The organism is Streptomyces sp. LHD-70 (genome assembly GCF_031157275.1).
GTDB lineage: Bacteria > Actinomycetota > Actinomycetes > Streptomycetales > Streptomycetaceae > Streptomyces.
The window spans coordinates 370263-391467 of record NZ_JAVIFW010000005.1 but is presented as its reverse complement, the minus strand read 5'-3'; the positions used below and the strand labels follow the sequence as shown (position 1 = coordinate 391467).

The window sequence follows — 21205 nt, the reverse complement described above, 5'->3', positions numbered from 1 at the left end:
TAAGGCCCCGCACAGAAAGGGGCCTGAATGACCGCTGCCACTTTGCAGAAGACACCCGGCGACAACATAGGTTCGCCGCCTGCCAGTCCCGCCGAGTGGATGGACTACCTCAAGGGGAAGCTCGCCGCTCAACAGGGCAAGTTCCGCCGCTTCGGCGAGTACTACGACGGCCGGCATCAGAAGATGCTCTTCGCCCAGTCCAAGTACCGCTCCGAGTTCGCTGATGTCTTCGACCACTGGAACGACAACTTCTGCGGCCTGGTGATCGACAGCGTCAACGAGCGGCTTGCCATCGACGGCTTCCGTATGACGGACGAGCCGCAGGCCGACAAGGAAGCCCGCCGTATCTGGCAGCGCAACTTCCTCGACGCCGAGTCCGCCTCCGGCCACCTGGACGCAATGGCGCAGGGCTCTGCGTACGTCGTCGTGTGGGCCGACAAGGACGGTGATCCCGTCATCACGGTGGAGTCCGCCGAAACGGTGGTCGTCCAGTTCAAGCCCGGCTCCCGACGCGAAGTCGAGGCCGCGGCCAAGTTCTTCGTCGATGACTGGGGCCGTGAGCACTGCACGCTCTGGCTCGAAGACGTGGTCTGTACGGGCGGGCCCTCGCTCGCCGGTTACTCGATCGAGACGACGGAGAAGAACCCGCTCAAGGTCGTACCGGTCGTCCCGCTCCAGAACCGCACCCGGCTCATCGGTGACCCGATGTCGGACCTGGCGCCAATCATCCCGATCCAGGACGCGGTCAACAAGGTCACCGCGGACGCGCTCGTTGCGTCCGAGTACGCGGCCTGGCCGCAGCGGTACGTGACCGGTCTGGAGATCCAGGAGGACGAGCAGGGCCGGGCCATCGAGCCGTTCCGCGTCGCAGTGGACAAGCTCCTCCAGGCCGAGGACCCCGGAGCGTCCTTCGGCCAGTTCGACGCCGCGGACTTGAGCAACTACGTCGACCTCGTCGACATGCTCGTCCAGCACATGGCGTCGATCTCCCGCATCCCATTCCACTACATGCTCAAGGGCGGGCAGGTCCCGTCCGGAGACTCCATCACTTCCGCGGAGGCCGGCCTGATCGCCAAGACCCGAGAACGAATGCTGCACTTCGGTGAAGCGTGGGAGCGGGTCATGAGGCTCGCGTTCCTCGTCCTCAAGGACAAGGAGCGGGCCGAGGCGTACGAGGCCGAGGTCATGTGGAAGGACCCGGAGAACCGCACCGAGGCTCAGCACATGGACTCGCTGCTCAAGCTCCAGATGCTCAACGTTCCCAAGCAGCAGCTCTGGCTCGACGCGGGGTACACCCCGCAGCAAATCGAGCGCTTCCAGGACCTGTTGGAGGAAGAGGCCAAGACCGAAATGGAGATGGCCGACAAGTATCAGACGCAGGCTGAGAAGGCTGCGATGGTTCAGCCCGGCCAGGAAGCCAAGCCTGGTGGGGGCGACAAGAAGGCCCAGAAGGCAGCCAGCAAGGCGCCGCAGGGCAACAGCGGTAACGCGGCCCGTGAGAAGGCCGGCAAGTAGTACCGCGCACCTCACATGACGGTCCCCGAAACGGGGGCCTTTTTTGTTTCCCCTATCCGAAATGGATGTTGCACATGACTGAGACTCCGAACGAGACGCCCGCCGAGTCCACTCCCGACGTTGCTGCCCTTCAGGCAGAGGTCGAGAAGTGGAAGTCGCTGTCCCGGAAGAACGAGGACCGCTTCAAGCAGGCCAGCACCGAGCTGGACGGTTTCCGGCAGTCATCGCTCAGTGACCACGAGAAGGCTCTTGAGGCCGCCCGCGCGGAGGCCCGCAAGGCAGTGGTCGGCGAGTTCGGTACCCGCCTCGCTGAGGCAGAGCTTCGCGCCCACGCCGCAAAGGCCGGCGTCGACCTGCCTGGCCTGGAGTACCTGAACGTCGGCTCGTTCGTGACTGACGACGGCGCCGTCAACGGCGACGCCATCGGCCAGTTCGTCTCGTCGCTTCCGAAGCCGGTTGAGAAGCCCGAGTTCGCTCAGGGCCTTGGTCTCGGCCGACAGGGCGGTACGGGTGTCCCGCAGCTCACGCGTGAGGACATGGCCCGGATGTCGCCCGCCCAGATCGTTGCCGCGAAGAAGGAGGGCAAGTTCGACGCCCTTCAGCGCGGCGAGGTCTGATCTCTCCCCCTTTCGTCTCGACAGCAATTTTGCGGTTACGCACGCCTCTTTTTTTGAGTAAAAAGTTGATTTGAGTACCGCGATGCTTGCATCTTGGAGCACCGCCTATGACTTCTGCACCTGTTTTCTCCAACGGCTTCAACACCACTGCCGGTGACGGCTACCAGGCCGCGAGCGGGAACGTCTTCGTCCCCGAGCTGTACACCGCCCAGCTCCTCCAGGACCTGGAGGAGAACCTTGTCCTCGGTTCCTCGCTGATCTGCAACCGCAACTTCGAGGGCGAGTTCCGACGTGAGGGCGATGTACTGCACGTGCCGCACTTCGTCGACACCGTCTCCGACAAGGGCGCCGTGCCCGCGTACGGCGAGATCGCCGGCCAGGCCGACCACGCGAGCCTTGAGTACATGGACGTTCGAGTCCGCAAGGGTTCCTCGTTCCACATCGAGGTGGACAACGTCCACCAGTGGCAGACCAAGGACGGCGTGAACCTCTTCGAGAACCTGGTCACCCAGCGCGCTCGCAAGACCGCCATCGGCATTGACTCACTCATCGCCAAGACCATCGCCCACGGCGTGGACGGCCGGGACTACAACGGCGTTGAGGCCGGTAAGACCCCTGGCGCGAACACCCTCCACGGCAAGATCAAGAAGTTCGAGGGTGGCACCGAGAACGGCGCCGACGACCGTCTCACGGACAACGTGTACGACATCCTCGTCGACATGATCCAGGAGCTGGACATCAACCAGGCTCCGGATTCCCGCTACCTGATCATCTCCCCGAAGGTGAAGGCCGCGCTCCTGCGCGACCCGGAGTTCAAGGATCAGTCGCACTGGGGCGGCGGCGCAGTCATGCCGTCCGGCCAGATCGGTCAGATCCTCGGCATCCCGGTGTTCTCCACGACCACGCTCGGCAACCACACCCGCTCGACGCAGAAGTTCGTGAAGAACACGCACACGGACGCCTCGGGCCTGGACATGATCCTCGGCTCCACCAACGCCGTGTCCCTGCTCATCCCGCACGCCGAGATGAAGCAGTACGAGCCGGAGGCCAAGTTCACGCAGGCCGTCAAGAGCCGCGTGTTCTACGACGCCAAGGTCATCCGCCCCGAACAGCTCGTCGTGTTCTCCGCCAAGCCGAAGGTCGCGGCCTGATCCCATGACCGTGACCGTGACTGACATCGAAGTCAGGATCGGCAGGACATTCGAGGACGCAGAGAAGCCGAGGGTGGAGGCGTTCATCCAGGACGCCTCCGCCCTCATCGCGGACTACTGCGGCAGCGGCTACCGCGAGGGCGCACCCGGCATCCGTGCCGTGCTGTGCTCGGAGGTCATCCGCTGGCTGGCAGTACAGCCCGGCATCGTCAGTGAACGGGTCGGGGACATCGAGGTGCAGTTCGGCTCGACCTCGTCGATCCAGCAGCTCTCGCCCGCGGCCCGCGCCTCCCTGAAGCGCTACCGGCGAAAGCTCGCATCCATCTCCCTCTACCGGGGGCCGGATGAAGTTCTTCAATGATCCTGTCGAGATCCACAGCGCCCCGATAGCGGAGGGCGCCTACACCCGTCACCGGGACTGGGACAACGCAACGAAGGTGTGGGCCGGCCTTGCCAACGTCCAGCCCGAGCGGTCCTTCGAGACTCGCAGCCCCGAGCGCGAGACCGCGCAGGAACGGCTTCTGGTCTACCTGCCGTGGGGCACCCCCGTGGATGCCCCGGACCGGCTCCTGTTCGACGGCCTCTGGTTCGAGGTCGACGGCGAGCCGATGCGCTGGAACTACAGCTCCCTCCGCCATGTCCGTATCCGAGCTTGGAGGGTGACCAACTGATGTCTGAGTTCAAGCTCGTCATGCACCGGAACTGGGAGTACGTGGTCTTCCACTCGACCGGCACTCGGGACCTGGTGGCCATGCACTCGGCGAAGATCGCCGCGGACGCCATCAAGGAGGCCCCGCGGGCGAGCGCCACCAAGGGCAATTGGAACCAGATCAAGAAGCACATCGAGGCGCACGTCGAGGCCGATGTGTGGGGCTGGCGAGGCAACGTCACCATCGAGGACAACCCGAAGGTCCGACACGCGATGCTCCAGGAGCGCGGCTGGACGGACCGCAGGGGCCGACGCCATCCGGGCCGCCGCTTCCTGAAGGCGGCTCTGCTGAAGGCGAGGGTCGAATGAAACGTGACCCGATCGCTTTCCTGGTCAGCTACCTCCGCGGCCGGTTGAAGCTCCCGCCCGGCGCCGTGACCGGTGACCTGGTCGGCCGCAATCCCGGTGACGTGACCGTGTACCTGGAGCACTCCGGAGGCTTCCGCATCGTCCGCCGTCGAGCGGACCGTGCCGATGTCGAGTACTCCGTCTTCCACCCCGACCGAGAGAAGGCCGCCGGCCTCGCCTACGAGGTCCGCGCAGTCCTCCTTGAGGAGCTGCCCGGCACCGACGTGGACGGCGTCCTGGTGCTCGACGTTGCGGACATCGACTCCCCCAAGTACCTGCCGGACAGCACTTCTCGCGAGCACTGCTACGGCGGCGAGGTCGCCGTTTCCTACATCGAGGAGTAGCCATGGCCAGCATCATGAAGTTCGACTTCAAGTCGATGAACTTCGTCGGCGTTCCCGGCACCGAGATCGTCCTTGAGATCACGCACGTCAACGCTCACCCGGACACTCCGGAGGATGAGCGAGTGAGGGTCATCAACACCGGCCAGGACTGGCCGGCCACTGACTTCACTCTCACCGAGGACGCCTACGGGAAGCCGTTCAACGAGGGCGACATCTTCCAGGTTCGCGCCAAGGTCGCAAAGGCCGATGGCGCCGAGTCGGAATGGAGTCTCCCGGTCGTCACGCCCCCGGTTCCTTACGTCCCTCCGAAGATCCCTGAGATCAGCGAGATCACGTGGGAGACGGACTGACAACCGAATAGCACACCTTGCAAAGCCCCCTTTTCGAGGGGGCTTTTTTCATGCCCTTTTCCAGGAGGCTCTATGTCTACTCCCGCAGAGACCGGCAACCCGCAGAAGATCCGGTTCGCCCCGAACGGCGCCCTGCACATCGCGCCGGCCCCCAAGGCGAGTGATGCTCCCGGCTCCGGCACGGTCCTGCCGGTCGGCCTCGACGCGCTCGGCGCCCCGTTCAAGAACCTCGGCTACGTGGACGAAGGCGGCGTGACCATCACCCCGTCCATCGAGACGGACCCGGTCAACGTGTGGCAGTCCGCGGTGCCGGTCCTCTACAACGTCAAGAGCGCTGCGTTCCAGGTCAAGGCCACCCTGATGGAGACCTCGAAGCTGACGACCGAGCTGTTCTTCGGTGCGTCCTGGGTCGAGTCCAAGGAGACGCCGGGCCTGTTCCGCCTCGACCTCAAGTCCACGCCTGAGCTGAACGAGCTGGCTCTCGTCGTCGACTGGTCGCAGGGCAAGACCAAGTACCGCTGCGTCATCGGTCGCGCGATGATCTCGGACCGCGGTGCGATCCAGCTCCAGCGCGCCGAGAACGGGAAGTTCGAGCTGACCATCGACGCGCTCGACTACAACGGCGGCCTCGGGTACGTCCTCACGAACGACGACCTGAACGACTCCGGTAGCACCGTCCAGGAGCCCGCGGCGGCCCGTCTGTCCGGCAACACCGTCGAGCAGGGCAGCAGTGTGACCCTGACCGGTGAGAACTTCGCGCCGAACACTGCGGCCGTCTTCACCATCACCGGCCCGGCCGGTTCGGACGGCAAGGTGACGGCCGGCTCCGCGAGCACCGACAGCGAGGGCAACCTGACCTCGGTCATCGCGGCTGCGGCGGACGCTCCGGTCGGTTCGTACGCGGTGAAGGTCGCCGTCAACGGTGTCGAGGCTCAGGCCGGTTCCCTCGCGGTCACCACTGCCGCGTAGCAGGAACGTTTCCCCTGCCGGGGAGGGACAAAGTCCCCGGCACCTCTCTCATACCCCGCATTGATCTTCAGGCCCCTCAACGGGGCCTTCTTCTTTTGGAGTTGCCATGACCGCTGCGAAGACCCCGCGCAAGACGACCGCCTCGAAGAAGGCCGAGGCCGTCGCCGAGGACCAGGCGACCGTGTTCGAGCACAACGGCATCGAGTACACGATCCCGGCTCCCCTCGACCTGCCCGTTGGCCTCCTGGAGGTCGACGACGAGGTGGAGGCGATCAAGCTGATCCTCGGTGTGCAGTGGGAGGCGTACAAGGCGACCGGTGCCACGATCCGCGACTTCCAGGCGTTCGCCGAGAAGGTCTCCGAGGCGGCCGGGTTCGGCGACTCGGGAAACTGATCGGCGCCATCCACGCCATACGCGATTTCTCCGATGAACTGGAGGCCGACTTCCTCGAATTCTTCGGGGTCGATCTGCTCGACGTGTGGCGTGGACGGCTCTCTCTCAGACGAGTTCACGTCCTCATTCAGTCGCTCATCAAGAAGCCCGGACGGTCCACCTTCCTCGCGCAGGTCGACGAGTCCGCTTCGTGGTCCGTCACGGACCACCTGATTGCTCGCGTCAGCGATGCAGCAGAGATCTCCAACTACCTCTTCATCAAGGCCAATTCGGATGAGTCGGATGACTTGCCGGTCCCCGACCCCGTTCAACGGCCAGGCCAGGAAACGCAGGAGAAGCCGAAGGAACCGGAATACGCATTCGCTGATGGTGCCGAGCTGTCCTCCTTCTTCACGCACATGAGCAACCTTTAGGAGGCGGCATGGCAGGTCCACGCGGCGCCATTAAGGTCGGTACGGGTTTCATCTCGATTGAGCCGCACCTTGACCGTGAAGCCCTCGCCCGGATGCGGACTCAGCTCACGTCGACCATGGGTCGCTACGGGCGGGAGTTCGGCAAGGCCCTGAGCACCGGCATGAGCCGCGGCTTCGAGGGCCTGACGCGGGAGGCAACCTCCGAGGCCCGGAAGATGAACCGGGCCCTGAACCAGCAGGCCAAGCAGGGCGCCGCGGAGCGCGGCAAGACCCACAAGGCGGAGGCCAAGAGCTTCGCCGAGGTCGAGCAGGAGATCACCCGGACCCACGGCGCCCAGGTCGCCGCTCGTGCCCGCCAGGCTCTCGAAGCGCAGCAGAAGCGGGCCGAGGGCCACTCCAAGGAGTCCAAGCAGGCTCTCCGGCTGCACCAGCAGACAGTGGAGGGGATGGCTCGCGCTGACCGTGAGCTGGACAACGAGCAGCGTCGCACCGCCCAGGAACGGGCCCGCCGTCTCCTGCGCGGCTACCGCGATGACCTGCGTGCCTACCGGGAGACGGAAGCCAGCAAGCGCCGGGCCCTGGAGGACTCGGCCCGCATGGACCGGCAGATCCACCAGGAGCAGCTTCGCCAGGAGCGACAGCGCCGCACCGAGCAGGCCGAGACGCTGCGGCAGCAGCGGGCCGCGATCCGGGAGATAGCTCTCGCTCGACGTGCCGACCTGCAAAACCAGATCGAGACGGCGCAGATTCAGCGCCGGATGCTTCTGGACCAGGTGGCCGAGCACCGCCGGGCCCTGAACACCATGACCCGCAATTCGGAGCCGTTCTTCACGCGGTTCAACCGCGGCTGGGACACGGCCTCGAAGAAGCTCGACACCTTCGGTACGCACGTCACCGAGACCGGCCGGCTGATCACGCACCACCTGATCGGCCCGGTTGGTCTGCTGGCCGCCGGCCTGTCCGCGGTCGGTGTGAAGTCCGCGGACTCGATGATCCAGGCGCAGACCGGTCTTCACGGCATGGGCTTGGCCGTCAAGGACGTGAACAAGCTCCTCAAGGAGATGCAGCAGTACGCGGTGCAGACGCCGTACTCGCTGGAGGACATGCAGAAGTACTCGACGCGGTACGCGCGTGCGCTCGCGTCGCACAACGAGGACTTCAACTCGAAGGACGCCCGCCGCAAGGCGAAGGGCTCTCAGGACGTGTCCAAGAAGGCCGGTCAGATCGTCGAGATGATCGGTGACCAGGCGGCCTTCGGCGGAATCATGGACCCGACCATGGTGTCCCAGGGCATGTACGCCACCGAGGTCATCCTGGACATGGGCCGCACTCCGATGCGGAACATGAAGCAGCTCGAACGAGCAACGGGCATCCCCGCCAACGAACTTGCACGGATGTACGGCTTCAAGGACCGGATGGTCAAGGACAAGGCCAATCCCGGCAAGATGAAGAAGCAGTCCGCCTCGGCGCAGATGTACGAGTTCATGCAGAACGCCAAGGAGACGGGCGGCATTGAGGGTTCTGACCTCATCAACAAGCTGCTTGAGCGCTGGCAGACGCACCCCGGTATCAAGGGGTCCGCCGAGCGCATGGCGAGTGCCACGATCAGTGGCCGCGTGCAGCAGATGAAGGAGAACGCTCAGGTCTCGCTGGGCCGGATGTTCTACTCCGAGAAGAAGGACGGCACGTTCGCGTATACCGGTCTCGGTTCCGCGATCATGGGCAAGAAGAACGAGAAGACCGGCGAGATGGAGGGCGGTCTCCTCAACGAGCTGCAAGGCATGGGCTCGAAGCTGCTGCCGATGATCCGGGAGCTGCTGACCGAGTTCTTCGAGGTGCTGACGAAGTTCGTCCAGTGGATACGTGCCACGGTCGACTTCCTCGACGCTCACCCGGAGTTCCGGGACTTCGTCCTCAAGGTCGCCAAGATGGCCGCGATGGCGGCCCCGTTCATTCTCGGCCTGGGTCTGCTGACCAAGACGTTCGGCAAGCTCGGCAAGCTCCTGAGTCCGGCTCTCGGTCTGGCTCGCGGGTTCGTCGGCGGCCTGGCCGGAGCGGGCAAGGTGCTCGGCCAGATCAAGGCCGGCGCGCAGAGCCGCCGTGGGGGTGGCACCTTCCGTGAGGGTTACCGCGACCGCCGCACCGAGCTGCGGGGCGGCGACAACCGGGGCGTGGGCCGTCGTGCCTGGGACCGCTTCCGCGGTCAGGACAGTCGTACTGAAGAGGTCCGCATTCAGACCGGGCAGGCCGAGCAGTCGCTCCGGAACCTGGACGAGAAGATCCGCGGCCTGAAGCAGGAGCTTCGCGGCGTCAACAACATCAGCCTCAACCCGGCGATGAACGCCCTGGGCGGCAATGCCGGTCAGAGCCTTGCGGCTTCGGCCCGTGATGCCTCGCAGCACATCCAGGCAGCCAGCACCAACATGCGGGAGCTGAACGACCGCGCAACTGGCGGTGTGCGTCAGCAAGTTGGGCTTCTCTCGCAGAAGGCGGAGACCGCCCAGCAGAAGGTGAAGGATGCCTCCTCGGAGGTGAAGAAGCTCAACGGCCGGTCGCTGAAGGCCCTGCGCCAGGAGTTCGACTGGACGAAGCCCAAGGTCACCTCGGTGCGCACCGCCGTGCAGCAGGTCATCGACCGGATGACCAAGCTCAACGGCAAGCCGCTCAAGGCACTGCGTGACCGGTTCAAGGGCGGCGGCTCCTCCCTGTACTCCGCGGTCGAGGCCGTCGCCTCGAAGCTGTCGACGGCGAACAGCCGGATGGACTCGCTCGGAAAGAAGCGGGTCACCTCGACGACGACCTCGGTCAACAACCTGAAGCGGGCCCTCAAGGGCGCCGCGGACGAGGCGAGCGACCTGAGCACCAACGTGGGCGAGGTCAACACCATCACCGGCCTCGGTGGCGGCAAGGGGAAGGGCAAGCACCGCAAGCCGGGCAAGCACGCGATGGGTGGTGTCCTGCCGGGCTACGCGCCCGGCGTCGACAACATCCCGGCGATCCTCTCTCCCGGTGAGGCGATCCTCCGACCGGAGGTCGCGGCCCACCTGGGCGAGGGCACCATCAACATGTGGAACGCGGCAGCGGCCCGAGGCCGTCTCTCGCGGTTCGCCAAGGGTGGTGTCGCCAAGGGCAAGGGTCACGGCGGTGGCAAGCGCTGGCCGTTCTCGATCCTCGACGAGCTGACCAACTCGATCAACTTCGCCCCCGCGTTCAACGCGTTCAGCGGCGGTATCGACATGGCTGCGGCCGGGTCGAAGATCGGCGGCTCGACGGGCGCGAACGTGCGCTCCTGGGGCGCTCGGACCGGCGGTGACACGTCGGGCCGTGCAGCGAACAACCGCTTCTCCAACATGCGCTCGTTCATGTTCGAGCGGCTGCCGGATTTCCTGAAGGCCACCCCGACCGGAATCGGCAACATCATCGGCCTGGCGGCCGGAGCCATCGCTCCGACCGCGGGTCAGCTCTTCTGGGACGACGTGTGGAAGGGCCAGGGGAACATCCTCCAGCGAGGAGCGAAGTTCACCGGTGACCTGCTGAACCCGTCGAACCTGCTGGAGATGATCAAGGACCTGTTCTCGGGCCTGGCCGACATGGTGAAGGGCCTGGGCTCGCTGGCGAAGGACCTGGTCACGAACCCGAAGAAGGTTTTGGACGAGGCGATCTCGACATTCACCTCGCTCTTCGACGGCGTGATCGACTCCGTGAAGGGCATGGTCGATCTTGTCGGCAAGATCATGGGGAACCCCTCCGAGTTCGCCCGTGAGGTCTGGGACTCGTTCTACGCGCAGGCCAAGGAGAATCTGCCGAACACGGAGGGCCTGTTCAAGTTCGCGGACGGCGGGATCGTCCCCGGCTACTCGCCGGGCAACGACCGGGTTCACGCTCTCCTCGCCCCCGGCGAGGCGGTGCTCCGGCCGGACGCGGTCCGTGCCCTCGGGTACAAGACCGTGCTCGGTCTCAATCAGCAGGCGAAGGGCGGCAAGCCCGCGACGGCGCCCGGCGCTCCGGACCAGGCTGTGACGCCGATACCGGACGCTGAAGCCTTCGAGGCCGCGGCGAAGCGGATCGAGGCGGCGCTCACCTCGATGACGGCCGCGGTGCGGTCGCACCAGTCGGCTTCGGCCGGCTCGTGGGCCGACATCGGTGCCAAGGTCGCTCAGGCCGTGGACGGGCAGATCAAGCCCGCTCAGGGCAGGTGGATCAACCATCTGGGTCAGCTGACGGCGACGGAACGGAACTTCCGCAGCTCGAACCAGGGTGCCTGGTCGGACGTGGCCCGTCAGGTGTCCTCGTCGACCTCGAACGCGCTCGGCTCGTTCGGTCGCCTCCGTAGTGGGGTGGACCAGACGAAGCGGTTCTTCGAGCAGGCGTCCAGCCGTATCCGTGAGGTCTGGCGTTCCGCGATGAACTTCGTGGACTCCTCGACCAGGAGCACGGTCAACGGCCCGTACAACAAGGGCGCGGTCGGCATGATCAGCTCGATGGCGAAGCTCGCCGGGACCAACTCCCCGTTGCACCCGGTGAAGTTCAACACGGGTGGTGTCGTGCCGGGCTTCCTGCCGGGTGTCGACAAGGTGCCCGCGGTGCTGTCTCCCGGTGAAGGAATTCTTCGGCCCGAGGTCGTTCGCGCTCTCGGGAAGGAAACGATTCTTCACTGGAACGAGCAGGCCCGTAAGGGCGGCAACATGTTCGCCAACGGTGGCGTCGTCGGTGACGGCGCGTCCTGGGTGCGCAAGCACAAGGACGATCCGTACGAGGGCTACGAGGAAGCATTCCACAAGGGCTGGGACGCGGCTATCGCGCCGCAGCTCAAGTCCATCGCCTCGAAGTTCGGTGAGGCCGGCAAGCTCAACGCGGGAGCGTTCGGCAAGGCTGAGCCGTGGCTCGCCAAGTGGGGCAAGTGGGCCGACGACCACACGGGCGGCGGTGGCGGCCAGGTCGTCAAGCTCGCCCTCCAGGAGGCCAAGTCCGGGGACCTGTCCGGGCGGAAGTACATCGGCAGCTCGGCCTACGAGTCGTGGTGTGCCGACTTTGTGTCGTACGTCGTCGACCATGCCGGGGCGAACGCGGCCTACGGCGGTTCCCCGAAGGGAACGCCGAAGAACCGCTGGCCCGCGGTGGCCACCTGGGTCAACAAGATGAGCCGGGTGCCGACCGGCCAGGCTCGTGCTGGTGACCTCATGGTCTACAAGGGCTACGGCCCTGGTAACTGGGGACACATCAACATCGCTACCGGCAAGCAGGGCAAGTCCCTGGAGACCGTGGGCGGTAACGAGTCCCGGTCCATCCGCCGCCAGCTCGGTTACGGCGACCGTGCTGACGGTGCTCTTCGCCCTCGGGGCGGTGCACCGGGCACCGGGAAGGGCCCTGTCCTCAACCCGTGGCCGGGTTCGCTGGCTGCTCTGTCCGAGGGTGTCGGCGACTACGACATGCCGACTGGCAGCTCGGTCAACCGCTGGCGCCCGCTGGTTCTGCGAGTCATCAAGGAACTCGGCGGCAAGGGTGGCCTCTCCTCCAAGGACGCTGACCTGATCCTTCGCCGGATCTCGGTCGAGTCCGGAGGCAACCCGCGGGCCGTGAACAACTGGGACTCGAACGCGAAGGCCGGGCATCCGTCCAAGGGCCTGATGCAGACGATCCTCGGGACGTTCAACGCGTACGCCGGGCCGTACAAGTCCCTTGGCCAGTACGACCCGTTGGCGTCGATCTACGCGGGCGTGAACTACGCGATCTCGCGCTACGGCTCCGGCTGGCGCCGGGCCCTGTCCGGCAACAAGGGCTACTGGACCGGAACCAAGTCGGCGACCGCCGGCCTGGCGATGGTCGGTGAGCAGGGGCCTGAGCTGGTGAATTTCCGCGGCGGTGAGCGGGTCTACAACGCCCGCAAGACCGAAGAGATGGTCGCCGGAAAGCGGTACGAGATCCACATTCACGAGGCCAAGTCCGAGAACACCACGGACGCGGTCCTCCGTGCCATGCGCACGGCGGAGGTGATGGCCGGGTTCTAACGAGAGGTAGGTACGTATGCCCATTCCAGCAACAGAAAACCAGGTCGAGGAGAAGCCTGTTCAGCCTCGGCCTCAACCTCCTGTTCCAGCGGAGTGGGGATACACCTACGTCTCGATCCGTGGCGCGAACGGTGAGGGGGAGGAAATCCCCCTCACCGGGTCACAGGGCAAGGACTGGCCGGCCATCATGATCCAGGCCGGAGCCCAGGGCCTCGACATGCCGCCGGTCGAGCTGCACGCGGACGCGAGTCCGAACCTGCACGGCTCGATCTACCGGTCCGCGCGCTACGCCCAGCGCGAGGTCATGATCCCGGTCTACATCCACGGCATTGACCGCCGCACGCTGCGGCAGCTCAAGGACCGGCTCATTGACGCGCTCGACCCGATGAACGGGTACTGCGTGCTCAAGTTCATGGAGGCCGACAGCCGCCCCCGCTACCTCTACGCGTACTACAAGGGCGGAGTCGAGGGCGACGAGGGCGAGGACTCGGCGGGCTTCCGCTGGACTCGCTTCGGTGTGCAGCTCACGGCCTTCGACCCGTGGTTCTACTCGGACCAAGTCCAGATCGCCGAGTGGAAGTTCGGCGAGGGTGAGGCGTTCCTGTCCACGGAGAAGTCCCTCCTGCCGCTGCGCATCGAGAAGGGCATGGTCTCCACGCCGGACCTGTCGGTGTACAACCCCGGCAGTGTCGAGGCGTGGCCGGTGTGGGAACTGACCGGCCCTGTGCGCGGGTTCAAGTTCTCCTTCAAGGGCCAGTCCTTCGAGATCCCCGCGTCCGGTACGGACGTGGTGGCCGCGGGCCGGACTCTCACCATCGACACCCGGCCCGGATACAAGACGCTCAAGGACGACCAGGACAAGAACTACTGGTCGAGTCTCGGCGCGAATCCCCAACTCTGGTCCCTCCCAAAGGGATGGTCCTCGATATCCGTAGAAATGGCCCCCGGTTCGGGGGCTTCTTCATTGAGGTTGTCTTTCCGGCCTCGCTTCAAGACTTACTAGGAGGCTGCATGGGATACCGCATCCTGGTAAGGGGGAATGTCTATAACGGCGAACGCCGAATACTCGGCGAGGTCGACACGTGGATCAAGCTGGACTTCACGGTCCGCTTCAACCAGCCCGGCACGTGGCAGCTCCTCGTGAAGAGCGGCACCTACCAAGAGGGCCTGCTCACGCAGGGCCGCGGCATCGTCATCTACCAGGACGGTGTCACCGAGCCTGTGTTCTCCGGGCAGATCGACGCCTTCGAGCGGTACTGGACGACCGACCAGCACACCGCCACCGGCTCTGTGTTCGTCGGCGGGAAGTGCGACAACCAGTTCCCGTACGGGTACCTCGCCTTCCCCGGCATCACCGGGGCCGGCACTGACCGAATGACTGTCCTGCCCGTCGACAAGCAGTACACCGGCAAGGACACACGGGCGGCCGGCGGGCCGATCGGCCAGGCCCTCTGGGTTGAAGCCGACCTCGCCTTTGGTGCCCGCGCCCTGTCTGATCGCAAGATCGGCGGCCTGGCCGTGGGCCCCAACGTCCCGATCGGCGACCCGTTCTCGGACTCCCTCCGCTTCGACAACCTCGGCGAGAAGTTCGAGGAGTGGCTGAAGGACAAGCGGATGGGCTACCGCTTCCTGTGGAGCTACGACAGCAAGAAGATCGAGCTGTCCATCTACGAGTGCAAGGACCGCTCCGGCGAAGTCCGCTTCTCCCCTGACCTGGGCAACCTCCGCCAGTACGAGTGGCAGCTCAAGGCGCCGGATGTCACCCGCGCCATCGTCGCCTGTCAGGGCGAGGGCTCCGAGCGCTACCTCTTCCAGAAGATCGATACGGATGGTGAGCAGCAGTGGGGCGTGAAGCGGGAGACCTTCGTCGACCGCCGGGACATCCCGCTGAAGACCGGCAAGGACGGTAAGCCCGAGCTGGTCACGAAGGCCGACTCGTCCTCCGGCTTCGAGGACATCGGTCTGAACCCGGATGGCAACGAGTGGACCGCGGACCTCACCGCCAAGCGCGCCGCGATGACGGCGGCAGACAAGGCGGTGGAGGCCGCCGAGAAGGCTGTCACCGAAGCCAAGACCGACGCGGAGAAGAAGGCGGCCGAGGCTCAGCTCGCCCAGGCGAAGACGAAGCAGGCTCAGGCGACGACCGAACTCAAGGCGGCGATCGTCGCGGCGAAGCCGACCGTGATCGAGCACTACGTGAAGGCCGTCGAGGAAGCCGCGGCGAACGCCCTCAAGGAGGGCGAGAAGTCCGGGCACTTCCAGATCTATCCCATCGACACCGAGCAGACGAAGTTCGGCCGCGACTACTTCGTGGGCGACATCGTCACGGTTGCCGTGGACGGCGAGGAATACCAGGACATCGTCAAAGAGGTGAACATCTCCGTCGAGGACGGCGGTCGCGTAACTGACGTGACGCCGAAGATCGGCGACCAGGGAACCGGCTCGCCTCTGAACCTGTACAAGACGGTCTGGGAAATGAAAGCGAAGCTGCGCAAGCTGGAATCGAGGATGTAAATGGCAGAGAAGAGTTTCCCGTTCGGTGAGGCGAATGCCTCCGGCGGCCAGACCGCGGTTTCCCAGCTCGACTGGCAGGACATGGCGAAGCTGTGGGGCGGTGACCGCGTCGACTTCAAGCTCACCAACTACTCGTACCAGGGCGGGGCCCTGCCGTTCTCCGCTCGCGTGGTGAACGCCCGGACCATCGAGATCAAGCCGGGCTCGGCGTGGGTGGGAGGCTTCTACTACCAGCTCGACTCCATCCTGACGCTGGACATCGAGTCGAACCCGACCGAGAACCCCCGCCGGGACACGATCGTCGTCCGCGTGGACCTGGCGAAGGGCTCGGCGAACCTCGCGGCCGTCAAGGGCCAGCCCTCCAAGGCCCCGATCGCTCCGCGGCCCCAGCGGATCGCCGGCCGCACGTGGGAGATGGTCCTCATCGAGGTACTGGTGCCTGCCAAGGACGGCGCCCTGGTCCTCACTGGAGTCGCCCCCTACGACATGCCGGCCTCGGTGTCCTCACCGTGGAACACGCGGCAGACCGCGGACTACCACCCGATGGGGACGTTCTCCTACGACCTCGACTCGAACGGCACCGACACGCAGTACGAGGCGTTCAACGGCCGGGACGGGTACATGGTGACCCGGCACCTGGGCAAGGCCCGCTCCTACACCCCGAAGCTCGTGAACACCGGCAAGCTGCCGTCCGGTGTCCAGTACCGCGGCCTGTGGCGGTGGATAGCCCCCAACTCGGTGTGGTTCTCCATCGACATCAACAACACCTCGAACACGGACATCAAGCAGTCCGGTTCGGGCCCGATCTCCTTCACGCTGCCGCAGAACCCGTCGAGCGATATCGGCCACGCCTTCAGCGGCTACATGCTCAACAGCGGCTACGACGCCGGGCTCCCCAACTTCGTGAGCCTCACGGGCATGTCCTGGTCGGGCAACAAGACGAACGTCGCGAAGATCCTCTACCCCAGCCCGAAGAAGCTCCACGAGGGCCTGGACTACCTCCTCGTGTTCCCGAGGAAGTCCTCGATCGTCCTGACCGGTGTCTACGAGGCCAACACCCTTTAATTTTTTAGGAGTTACCGATGGCAGACCGCAATTTGTTTGGTGGGACTCCGGCTGACGTTGCAGAGAACGAGGCCGGTGTCCGGGTGCCGGCCGCAGTGGGCACCGTGTGGTCGAGCAAGGAAGAGTCCGCAGAGCAGATCCTCGACCTGGTCGACATCAACGGCACCCCTATCACGCAGCTCGTTGCCGACGAGCGCGGCGTCATCCCCCTGTTCTGGGGCCCTCCGGGCGCCGAATACCTGTGGATCGACTTCGGCGTCGGCCGGATGAAACTCACCTCCAACACCATCGGTGAACGATTCAAGGCACACACCGAGGCGCTGGACCCGCACAACTCAAAGCAGTACACCGACGAGCAGTTGAACAACTATCTGGCCAAGCGCGGCAACACGCTGACCCTGGAGAACGGCTCCCGCTGGCTCGACATGGAAGGCAGCGACGCACCCAACGGGGACACGATCCTCCAGCGCAACGGCGCGGCCGGATACAACTTCGCGCTCCGCCGGGACGGCTCGGTGACACACGTTGCCCACACCGACAAGAACGTCCCCGTGGAGGTCCGCGGCGGCCTCAAGCCCCACAAGTACGCGCTGATCATCAATGACGGCACGTCGGGCAACGGCGGCACCAGCTCTCAGTTCAAGGTCGACTTCCAGGGCAACGTGGAGACCAAGGGCACCGTCCAGGCCGGGAACATCGGCACGGCCCGCGTGTTCTCTGGGCCGACCGCACCGGCCAACCCGCGGGTCGGGGATGTGTGGGTGGCTTATGGCGCGTAGCTACAACCCCACGATGGTGTGGGACGGCTCGAAGTGGATCGAGGGCACCAAGAAGGTCTGGGACGGTGTGGCCTGGGTGAGTCAGCCCACGCTTCGCTTCTGGGACGGGGCGCAGTGGCAGTTCAAGGCCCCGGCCCCGATCGGATACCCGGCCTTCGTGAAGGCGAACAGCGGCCTGTACGGGGCGCGGGACTACGTGGGCATCCCTCACCCGGCCAGCATGGTCGTCAACGACTACGTGGTGTCGGTCTGCGCCTCCGACGTGAAGCCGCAGATCGCCGTGCCGTGGATGCTCAACCAGTCCCAGCAGCTCGCCTCCGGTACCTGGCTGTCCGTCGCGGTGTGGCCGTACGACGGCCGGCCCGGCGACATCGTGTGGGAGGTGACGGGCGGCAAGACCACCACGGTCATGAACCTCCTGTACCGCGAGGGTGACTGGACCGCCCCGAGCATGACGCCGGTCCAGGAGATCAAGCAGTACGAGAGCGTGAACCGCGTCCCGCTGAACTCCCCCGTGGACTTCACTTCGGTGTTCGTCGTGCTCGCCGAGTCCACCGACCTCACCGGCTTCGCCTGGCCTGACGGCGTGACGGGCCGAGCCTCCCAGCTCGGGAAGTTCGGCAACCGGAACATCAGTCTGATCGCCTCGGACACACCAGGCTCCGGCGGATCAGCCGGTGACCTCGTCCTCGACACCACCGTGCAGTCCGCGGCCTGCATCACCATCCAGATCCCCGGCATCAACGACGGCAAGCCGACCTGGATTCTCGGCGACGACACCGCATCCGTACTCGGCACGACCACAGTCTTGGGGTGATCAGATGGCAGACATCAAGAGCTGGGCCAACGGCCAGAAGGTCAACCCCTCGGACATGAAGCAGTACGTCAGTGACGTGCTCCGGGGCTTCCTGGAGCCCCCGGCCTGCCGCCGCACGATCGCCAATCAGGCGAGCGAGCAGAAGGCCGCGAAGACCTGGTACCCCGTGACGCTCGAACGCGTCGGCTCCGGCGTCGGCGCAACGCACTCGTACGACACCACGGGCAGCCTGATGTCCAAGGACCCGGCGAAGATCGTGGCCCCGATCGACGGCCTGTACGAGCTGTCGTTCGGCATCATCCTGCGCTCCGTCTCCGGGGCCCTCACGTACGCCCTGGCCGCAGCGAACATCAACCTGACCGGCGGCAAGGACATCGCCGCCAAGCCGATCGTCCGGGTCGGCTGTGGCCGCGCCACGTCATCCGAGAAGGTCGGCGCCGGTTCCGCGACGGTCGCACTCAAGGCCGGTGACTTCGTCGCACTGGCCGCTCACGCTGATGAGCCCTTCTATCTCGGGGACGGCAGCTATGCACAGATGATCTCTCATCTGGAACTTCGATGGGTGGGGGTGAAGCCCTGATGGCGACTCCGCTCGTCCACATCTGGCGGCAACGAGAGGTCGTGACCGCCGACACCATGAACAAGTACGTCCGCGACGTGCACAAGTTCCTGTACACACCGCCGGCCTGCAAGGTGACCTTGCGGCAGCGGGGGACGTTCTCCGGCAGCAACCCGGCTGACGCAGTCGACCGGGGCAAGTGGCTCACCTTCAACAAGTGGCTCACGTTCCCGATGTACCTGCCGGGCAAGGGCTCCGCCCCGAACGAGGAGTACGACAACACCGGCGGAGCGATGATCCAGTCCAGCGGAAACCTGTGGCGGCTCACCGCCCCCGAGGACGGGCTGTACGCCGTGACGTTCGGTGGCGTCATCGAGACGAACGGCGAGTCCAACAACGTCCACCTCCGCCTCGGCAAGAACCAGCTGACTGACGCCGACTGGACCTCGGGGTACGCCCCGTTCGCTTCGCACTGCCCTGGCCGTGTCCACCACGCCACGAACGGCTCCAGCCGGTACATGGGTTCCATCAGTACGACGATCAACTTGAAGAAGGGCGAGACGGTCTCCGCGGGCGGTGTCGCCGACAAGGATTACGTGCTCGCCAACCGCACCATGCCCGGCCGCTCGTTCCTCGAACTGCGCTGGGTCGGGAGGCTGCCGTGAGTGTTCCTGCAATCGAGTCGTGGACTCCCCGTGAGCTGGAGGACGCGACCAAGTTCAACGAGCGGATCTCTGACGTGCACCGGTTCCTCCAGAACCCTCCGGCTGCCCGGATGATCGGGCTCAAGCGGAAGGACATGCCGAAGGACGCGTACTCGGTGATCCCGTTCTTCCCGCTCGGTACGGAGGGCGCCCCGCTCACCTCGTACGAGACGTGGCCCGGCATGGTCCCGACGTTCAAGGCCGACTGGACGATGGGCCGGGACACGGCCTGGCAGTTCGTTGTGCCCATCGATGGCCGGTACCGGATCACGCTGAACGGTGCGTTCAACACGCAGGCCAGTACCGGGGATCTGCGGCACAGCCTCTGGGTCGACATTGGGGTGAACATGACGACCGGCACGGGCGACGCCATCGCCGCGGCTGCCGTCGACACGTTCTCGCCCTCGCAGTCCACCAGCTACACGATGTGCGGCGGGCACTCGACCGTGCAGAAACTCACGGCCGGGTCGAAGGTCCAGTTCGCCGCGAAGTGTCTTGAGTCCACCTTCGGGTGGGCCAACGAAGAAGTGTCGCTCCAGTACAAGTGGGGCTCATTCGCCGAGATCAGGTGGGTCGGCACCATCTAAGAAGGGAGGTCCCCAATGGGTACATCACAGATCCTCAGTGTGGTGTTCGGAACGGGTGGGATCGCCTCCCTCGTCGGGTTCATCAAGCTCTGGTTCGAGCGCAAGGACGCGTTCGACAAGGCCCGACGCGAACACATCGAAGACCTCGCCCGCTGGCGAGGCGCACTCCAGGACTCGGTCTACGAGCTGCAAGCCCTCGTCGAGTACTACCGCCACGTGAGCGCGGACTACGCGTTCCAGCTCCGGCAGAACGGCATTGAGCCGATGACTTCCGCTGTCGAGCCGACGAGAGAGCCCGAGTAACCAACTCTCTACTCACGCCCCCTACTTGGGGGCTTTTTTCATGCCCGAAAGGGGGCAGTATGTCTCAGGTTTCCAAGGTTCTGTCCGTCGCCAAGGGTGAGGTCGGCTACCAGGCGCAGCGCGCGCCGGGCGAGCGGCCGAGCGGTCACCAGAAGTACAGCGGCCAGGTTCCTGGCCTTGAGTGGTCCAACTATCAGCCGTGGTGCGCCACTTGGGTCTCGTGGGTGGCGCTGAAGGCCGGTGTTGCCAGCCTCTACCCGCGTACCGCTTCCGTGTGGACCGCGATGCAGTGGTTCAAGACCAAGGGCCGTTGGAGCGCGTACCCGGCGGTCGGGGCGCAGGTCATCTACGGCACGAGCGGCAGCACTCACACGGGTATCTGCTACGCCTACGACTCGAAGTGGATCTACACCTACGAGGGCAACACCTCGACCACGAACGACGCCAACGGCAACAAGGTGATGGCCCGTAAGCGGCTCCGTCGGGACGCGTATGTCCACGGCTACGGATACCCGCAGTTCAGCGACGGCATCACCACCGCGGACCCGAGCAAGAAGGGCAAGTCCGGGTTCACGTACAAGGCGACGGCATCGGGGCCGGCGACCGGCTCGGGTACCAGCCACAAGAAGCCGAGCGGCAAGACCAAGAAGGTCATCGTGAAGGCTGGCCAGTCCCTCGCCACCATCGCGGCGGCGGCCGGCGTCTCCCTCGCGACCGTCATCGGGCTGAACCCGCAGATCAAGAACCCGAACGTGATCCACCCTGGCGACAAGGTGACCGTGCCGGAGAAGGCCCCGGCGAAGCCGAAGCCCAAGGCACCGGCGTTCCCTGGGGCATCGCGGTTCAAGCCGGGCCAGGTGAATCAGTACGTCACGCAGCTTGGCACCGCGCTGGTGACGAAGGGGTACGGCCGCTTCTACGTGATCGGCCCCGGCCCTCGGTGGACCAACGCGGACCGCAACGCCGTGCGCGCCTTCCAGCGGGCACAGGGCTGGACCGGTTCGAACGCCGATGGCTACCCCGGCCCGGACACCTGGGCCCGCCTCATGAAGTAACCAC

At 65.4% G+C, this 21205-nt stretch carries 22 protein-coding genes; all 22 read left to right on the top strand.

Annotated elements, in window-relative coordinates; genetic code table 11:
- The first annotated feature begins 27 nt into the window (after positions 1 to 27).
- Positions 28 to 1515, top strand: coding sequence for a phage portal protein (locus RCO28_RS12580; RefSeq protein ID WP_308941136.1), 1488 nt, complete (start codon positions 28 to 30; stop codon positions 1513 to 1515).
- Positions 1516 to 1589: 74 nt separating this feature from the next.
- Entirely contained in the window at positions 1590 to 2132 is a 543-nt protein-coding gene (locus RCO28_RS12575; RefSeq protein ID WP_308941135.1) for a hypothetical protein, read from the top strand.
- A gap of 107 nt (positions 2133 to 2239) precedes the next feature.
- Positions 2240 to 3283, top strand: coding sequence for a hypothetical protein (locus RCO28_RS12570; RefSeq protein ID WP_308941134.1), 1044 nt, complete (start codon positions 2240 to 2242; stop codon positions 3281 to 3283).
- 16 nt (positions 3284 to 3299) lie between these two features.
- Positions 3300 to 3644: a hypothetical protein gene (locus RCO28_RS12565; protein ID WP_308941133.1), complete on the top strand. Its 345-nt coding sequence runs from the start codon at positions 3300 to 3302 to the stop codon at positions 3642 to 3644.
- Positions 3628 to 3954 (top strand): hypothetical protein, encoded by a 327-nt coding sequence (locus tag RCO28_RS12560; RefSeq protein ID WP_308941132.1) that lies wholly within the window; start codon positions 3628 to 3630, stop codon positions 3952 to 3954. Before RCO28_RS12565 ends, RCO28_RS12560 begins: the two co-directional genes overlap by 17 nt.
- On the top strand, positions 3954 to 4301 hold the full coding sequence (locus tag RCO28_RS12555) for a hypothetical protein (RefSeq protein WP_308941131.1): 348 nt from the start codon (positions 3954 to 3956) through the stop codon (positions 4299 to 4301). The genes RCO28_RS12560 and RCO28_RS12555 overlap by 1 nt, the downstream gene beginning before the upstream one ends.
- Positions 4298 to 4684, top strand: a complete 387-nt coding sequence (locus tag RCO28_RS12550) for a hypothetical protein (protein ID WP_308941130.1) — start codon at positions 4298 to 4300, stop codon at positions 4682 to 4684. Before RCO28_RS12555 ends, RCO28_RS12550 begins: the two co-directional genes overlap by 4 nt.
- Positions 4685 to 4698: 14 nt before the next feature.
- Positions 4699 to 5034 carry a hypothetical protein gene (locus RCO28_RS12545; protein ID WP_308941129.1) on the top strand — a complete coding sequence of 112 codons (336 nt, stop codon included), beginning with the start codon at positions 4699 to 4701 and terminating at the stop codon, positions 5032 to 5034.
- 72 nt (positions 5035 to 5106) lie between these two features.
- Positions 5107 to 6003, top strand: coding sequence for a hypothetical protein (locus tag RCO28_RS12540; RefSeq protein ID WP_308941128.1), 897 nt, complete (start codon positions 5107 to 5109; stop codon positions 6001 to 6003).
- 106 nt (positions 6004 to 6109) lie between these two features.
- Positions 6110 to 6397: a hypothetical protein gene (locus RCO28_RS12535; protein ID WP_308941127.1), complete on the top strand. Its 288-nt coding sequence runs from the start codon at positions 6110 to 6112 to the stop codon at positions 6395 to 6397.
- Between the two features lie 83 nt (positions 6398 to 6480).
- Entirely contained in the window at positions 6481 to 6810 is a 330-nt protein-coding gene (locus RCO28_RS12530; protein ID WP_308941126.1) for a hypothetical protein, read from the top strand.
- An 8-nt stretch (positions 6811 to 6818) separates the two neighbouring features.
- Positions 6819 to 12818 (top strand): transglycosylase SLT domain-containing protein, encoded by a 6000-nt coding sequence (locus RCO28_RS12525; protein WP_308941125.1) that lies wholly within the window; start codon positions 6819 to 6821, stop codon positions 12816 to 12818.
- A gap of 187 nt (positions 12819 to 13005) precedes the next feature.
- Positions 13006 to 13821 (top strand): phage tail domain-containing protein, encoded by an 816-nt coding sequence (locus RCO28_RS12520; RefSeq protein ID WP_308941124.1) that lies wholly within the window; start codon positions 13006 to 13008, stop codon positions 13819 to 13821.
- A gap of 8 nt (positions 13822 to 13829) precedes the next feature.
- The gene (locus RCO28_RS12515) at positions 13830 to 15332 is read left to right on the top strand and encodes a hypothetical protein (protein WP_308941123.1); all 1503 of its coding nucleotides are present in this window, start codon (positions 13830 to 13832) and stop codon (positions 15330 to 15332) included.
- Entirely contained in the window at positions 15333 to 16397 is a 1065-nt protein-coding gene (locus tag RCO28_RS12510) for a hypothetical protein (protein ID WP_308941122.1), read from the top strand. It begins immediately after the preceding gene.
- An 83-nt stretch (positions 16398 to 16480) separates the two neighbouring features.
- Complete coding sequence (locus RCO28_RS12505) at positions 16481 to 17176, top strand: hypothetical protein (RefSeq protein ID WP_308941121.1); 696 nt, start codon at positions 16481 to 16483, stop codon at positions 17174 to 17176.
- Complete coding sequence (locus tag RCO28_RS12500) at positions 17166 to 17993, top strand: hypothetical protein (RefSeq protein ID WP_308941120.1); 828 nt, start codon at positions 17166 to 17168, stop codon at positions 17991 to 17993. Before RCO28_RS12505 ends, RCO28_RS12500 begins: the two co-directional genes overlap by 11 nt.
- Positions 17994 to 17997: 4 nt before the next feature.
- Positions 17998 to 18573, top strand: a complete 576-nt coding sequence (locus RCO28_RS12495; RefSeq protein WP_308941119.1) for a hypothetical protein — start codon at positions 17998 to 18000, stop codon at positions 18571 to 18573.
- Positions 18573 to 19217, top strand: coding sequence for a hypothetical protein (locus RCO28_RS12490; protein ID WP_308941118.1), 645 nt, complete (start codon positions 18573 to 18575; stop codon positions 19215 to 19217). The genes RCO28_RS12495 and RCO28_RS12490 overlap by 1 nt, the downstream gene beginning before the upstream one ends.
- Positions 19214 to 19843 carry a hypothetical protein gene (locus RCO28_RS12485; RefSeq protein ID WP_308941117.1) on the top strand — a complete coding sequence of 210 codons (630 nt, stop codon included), beginning with the start codon at positions 19214 to 19216 and terminating at the stop codon, positions 19841 to 19843. The genes RCO28_RS12490 and RCO28_RS12485 overlap by 4 nt, the downstream gene beginning before the upstream one ends.
- A gap of 15 nt (positions 19844 to 19858) precedes the next feature.
- On the top strand, positions 19859 to 20146 hold the full coding sequence (locus tag RCO28_RS12480) for a hypothetical protein (protein ID WP_308941116.1): 288 nt from the start codon (positions 19859 to 19861) through the stop codon (positions 20144 to 20146).
- A gap of 59 nt (positions 20147 to 20205) precedes the next feature.
- Positions 20206 to 21201 (top strand): peptidoglycan-binding protein, encoded by a 996-nt coding sequence (locus RCO28_RS12475; protein ID WP_308941115.1) that lies wholly within the window; start codon positions 20206 to 20208, stop codon positions 21199 to 21201.
- Positions 21202 to 21205 lie beyond the last annotated feature (4 nt).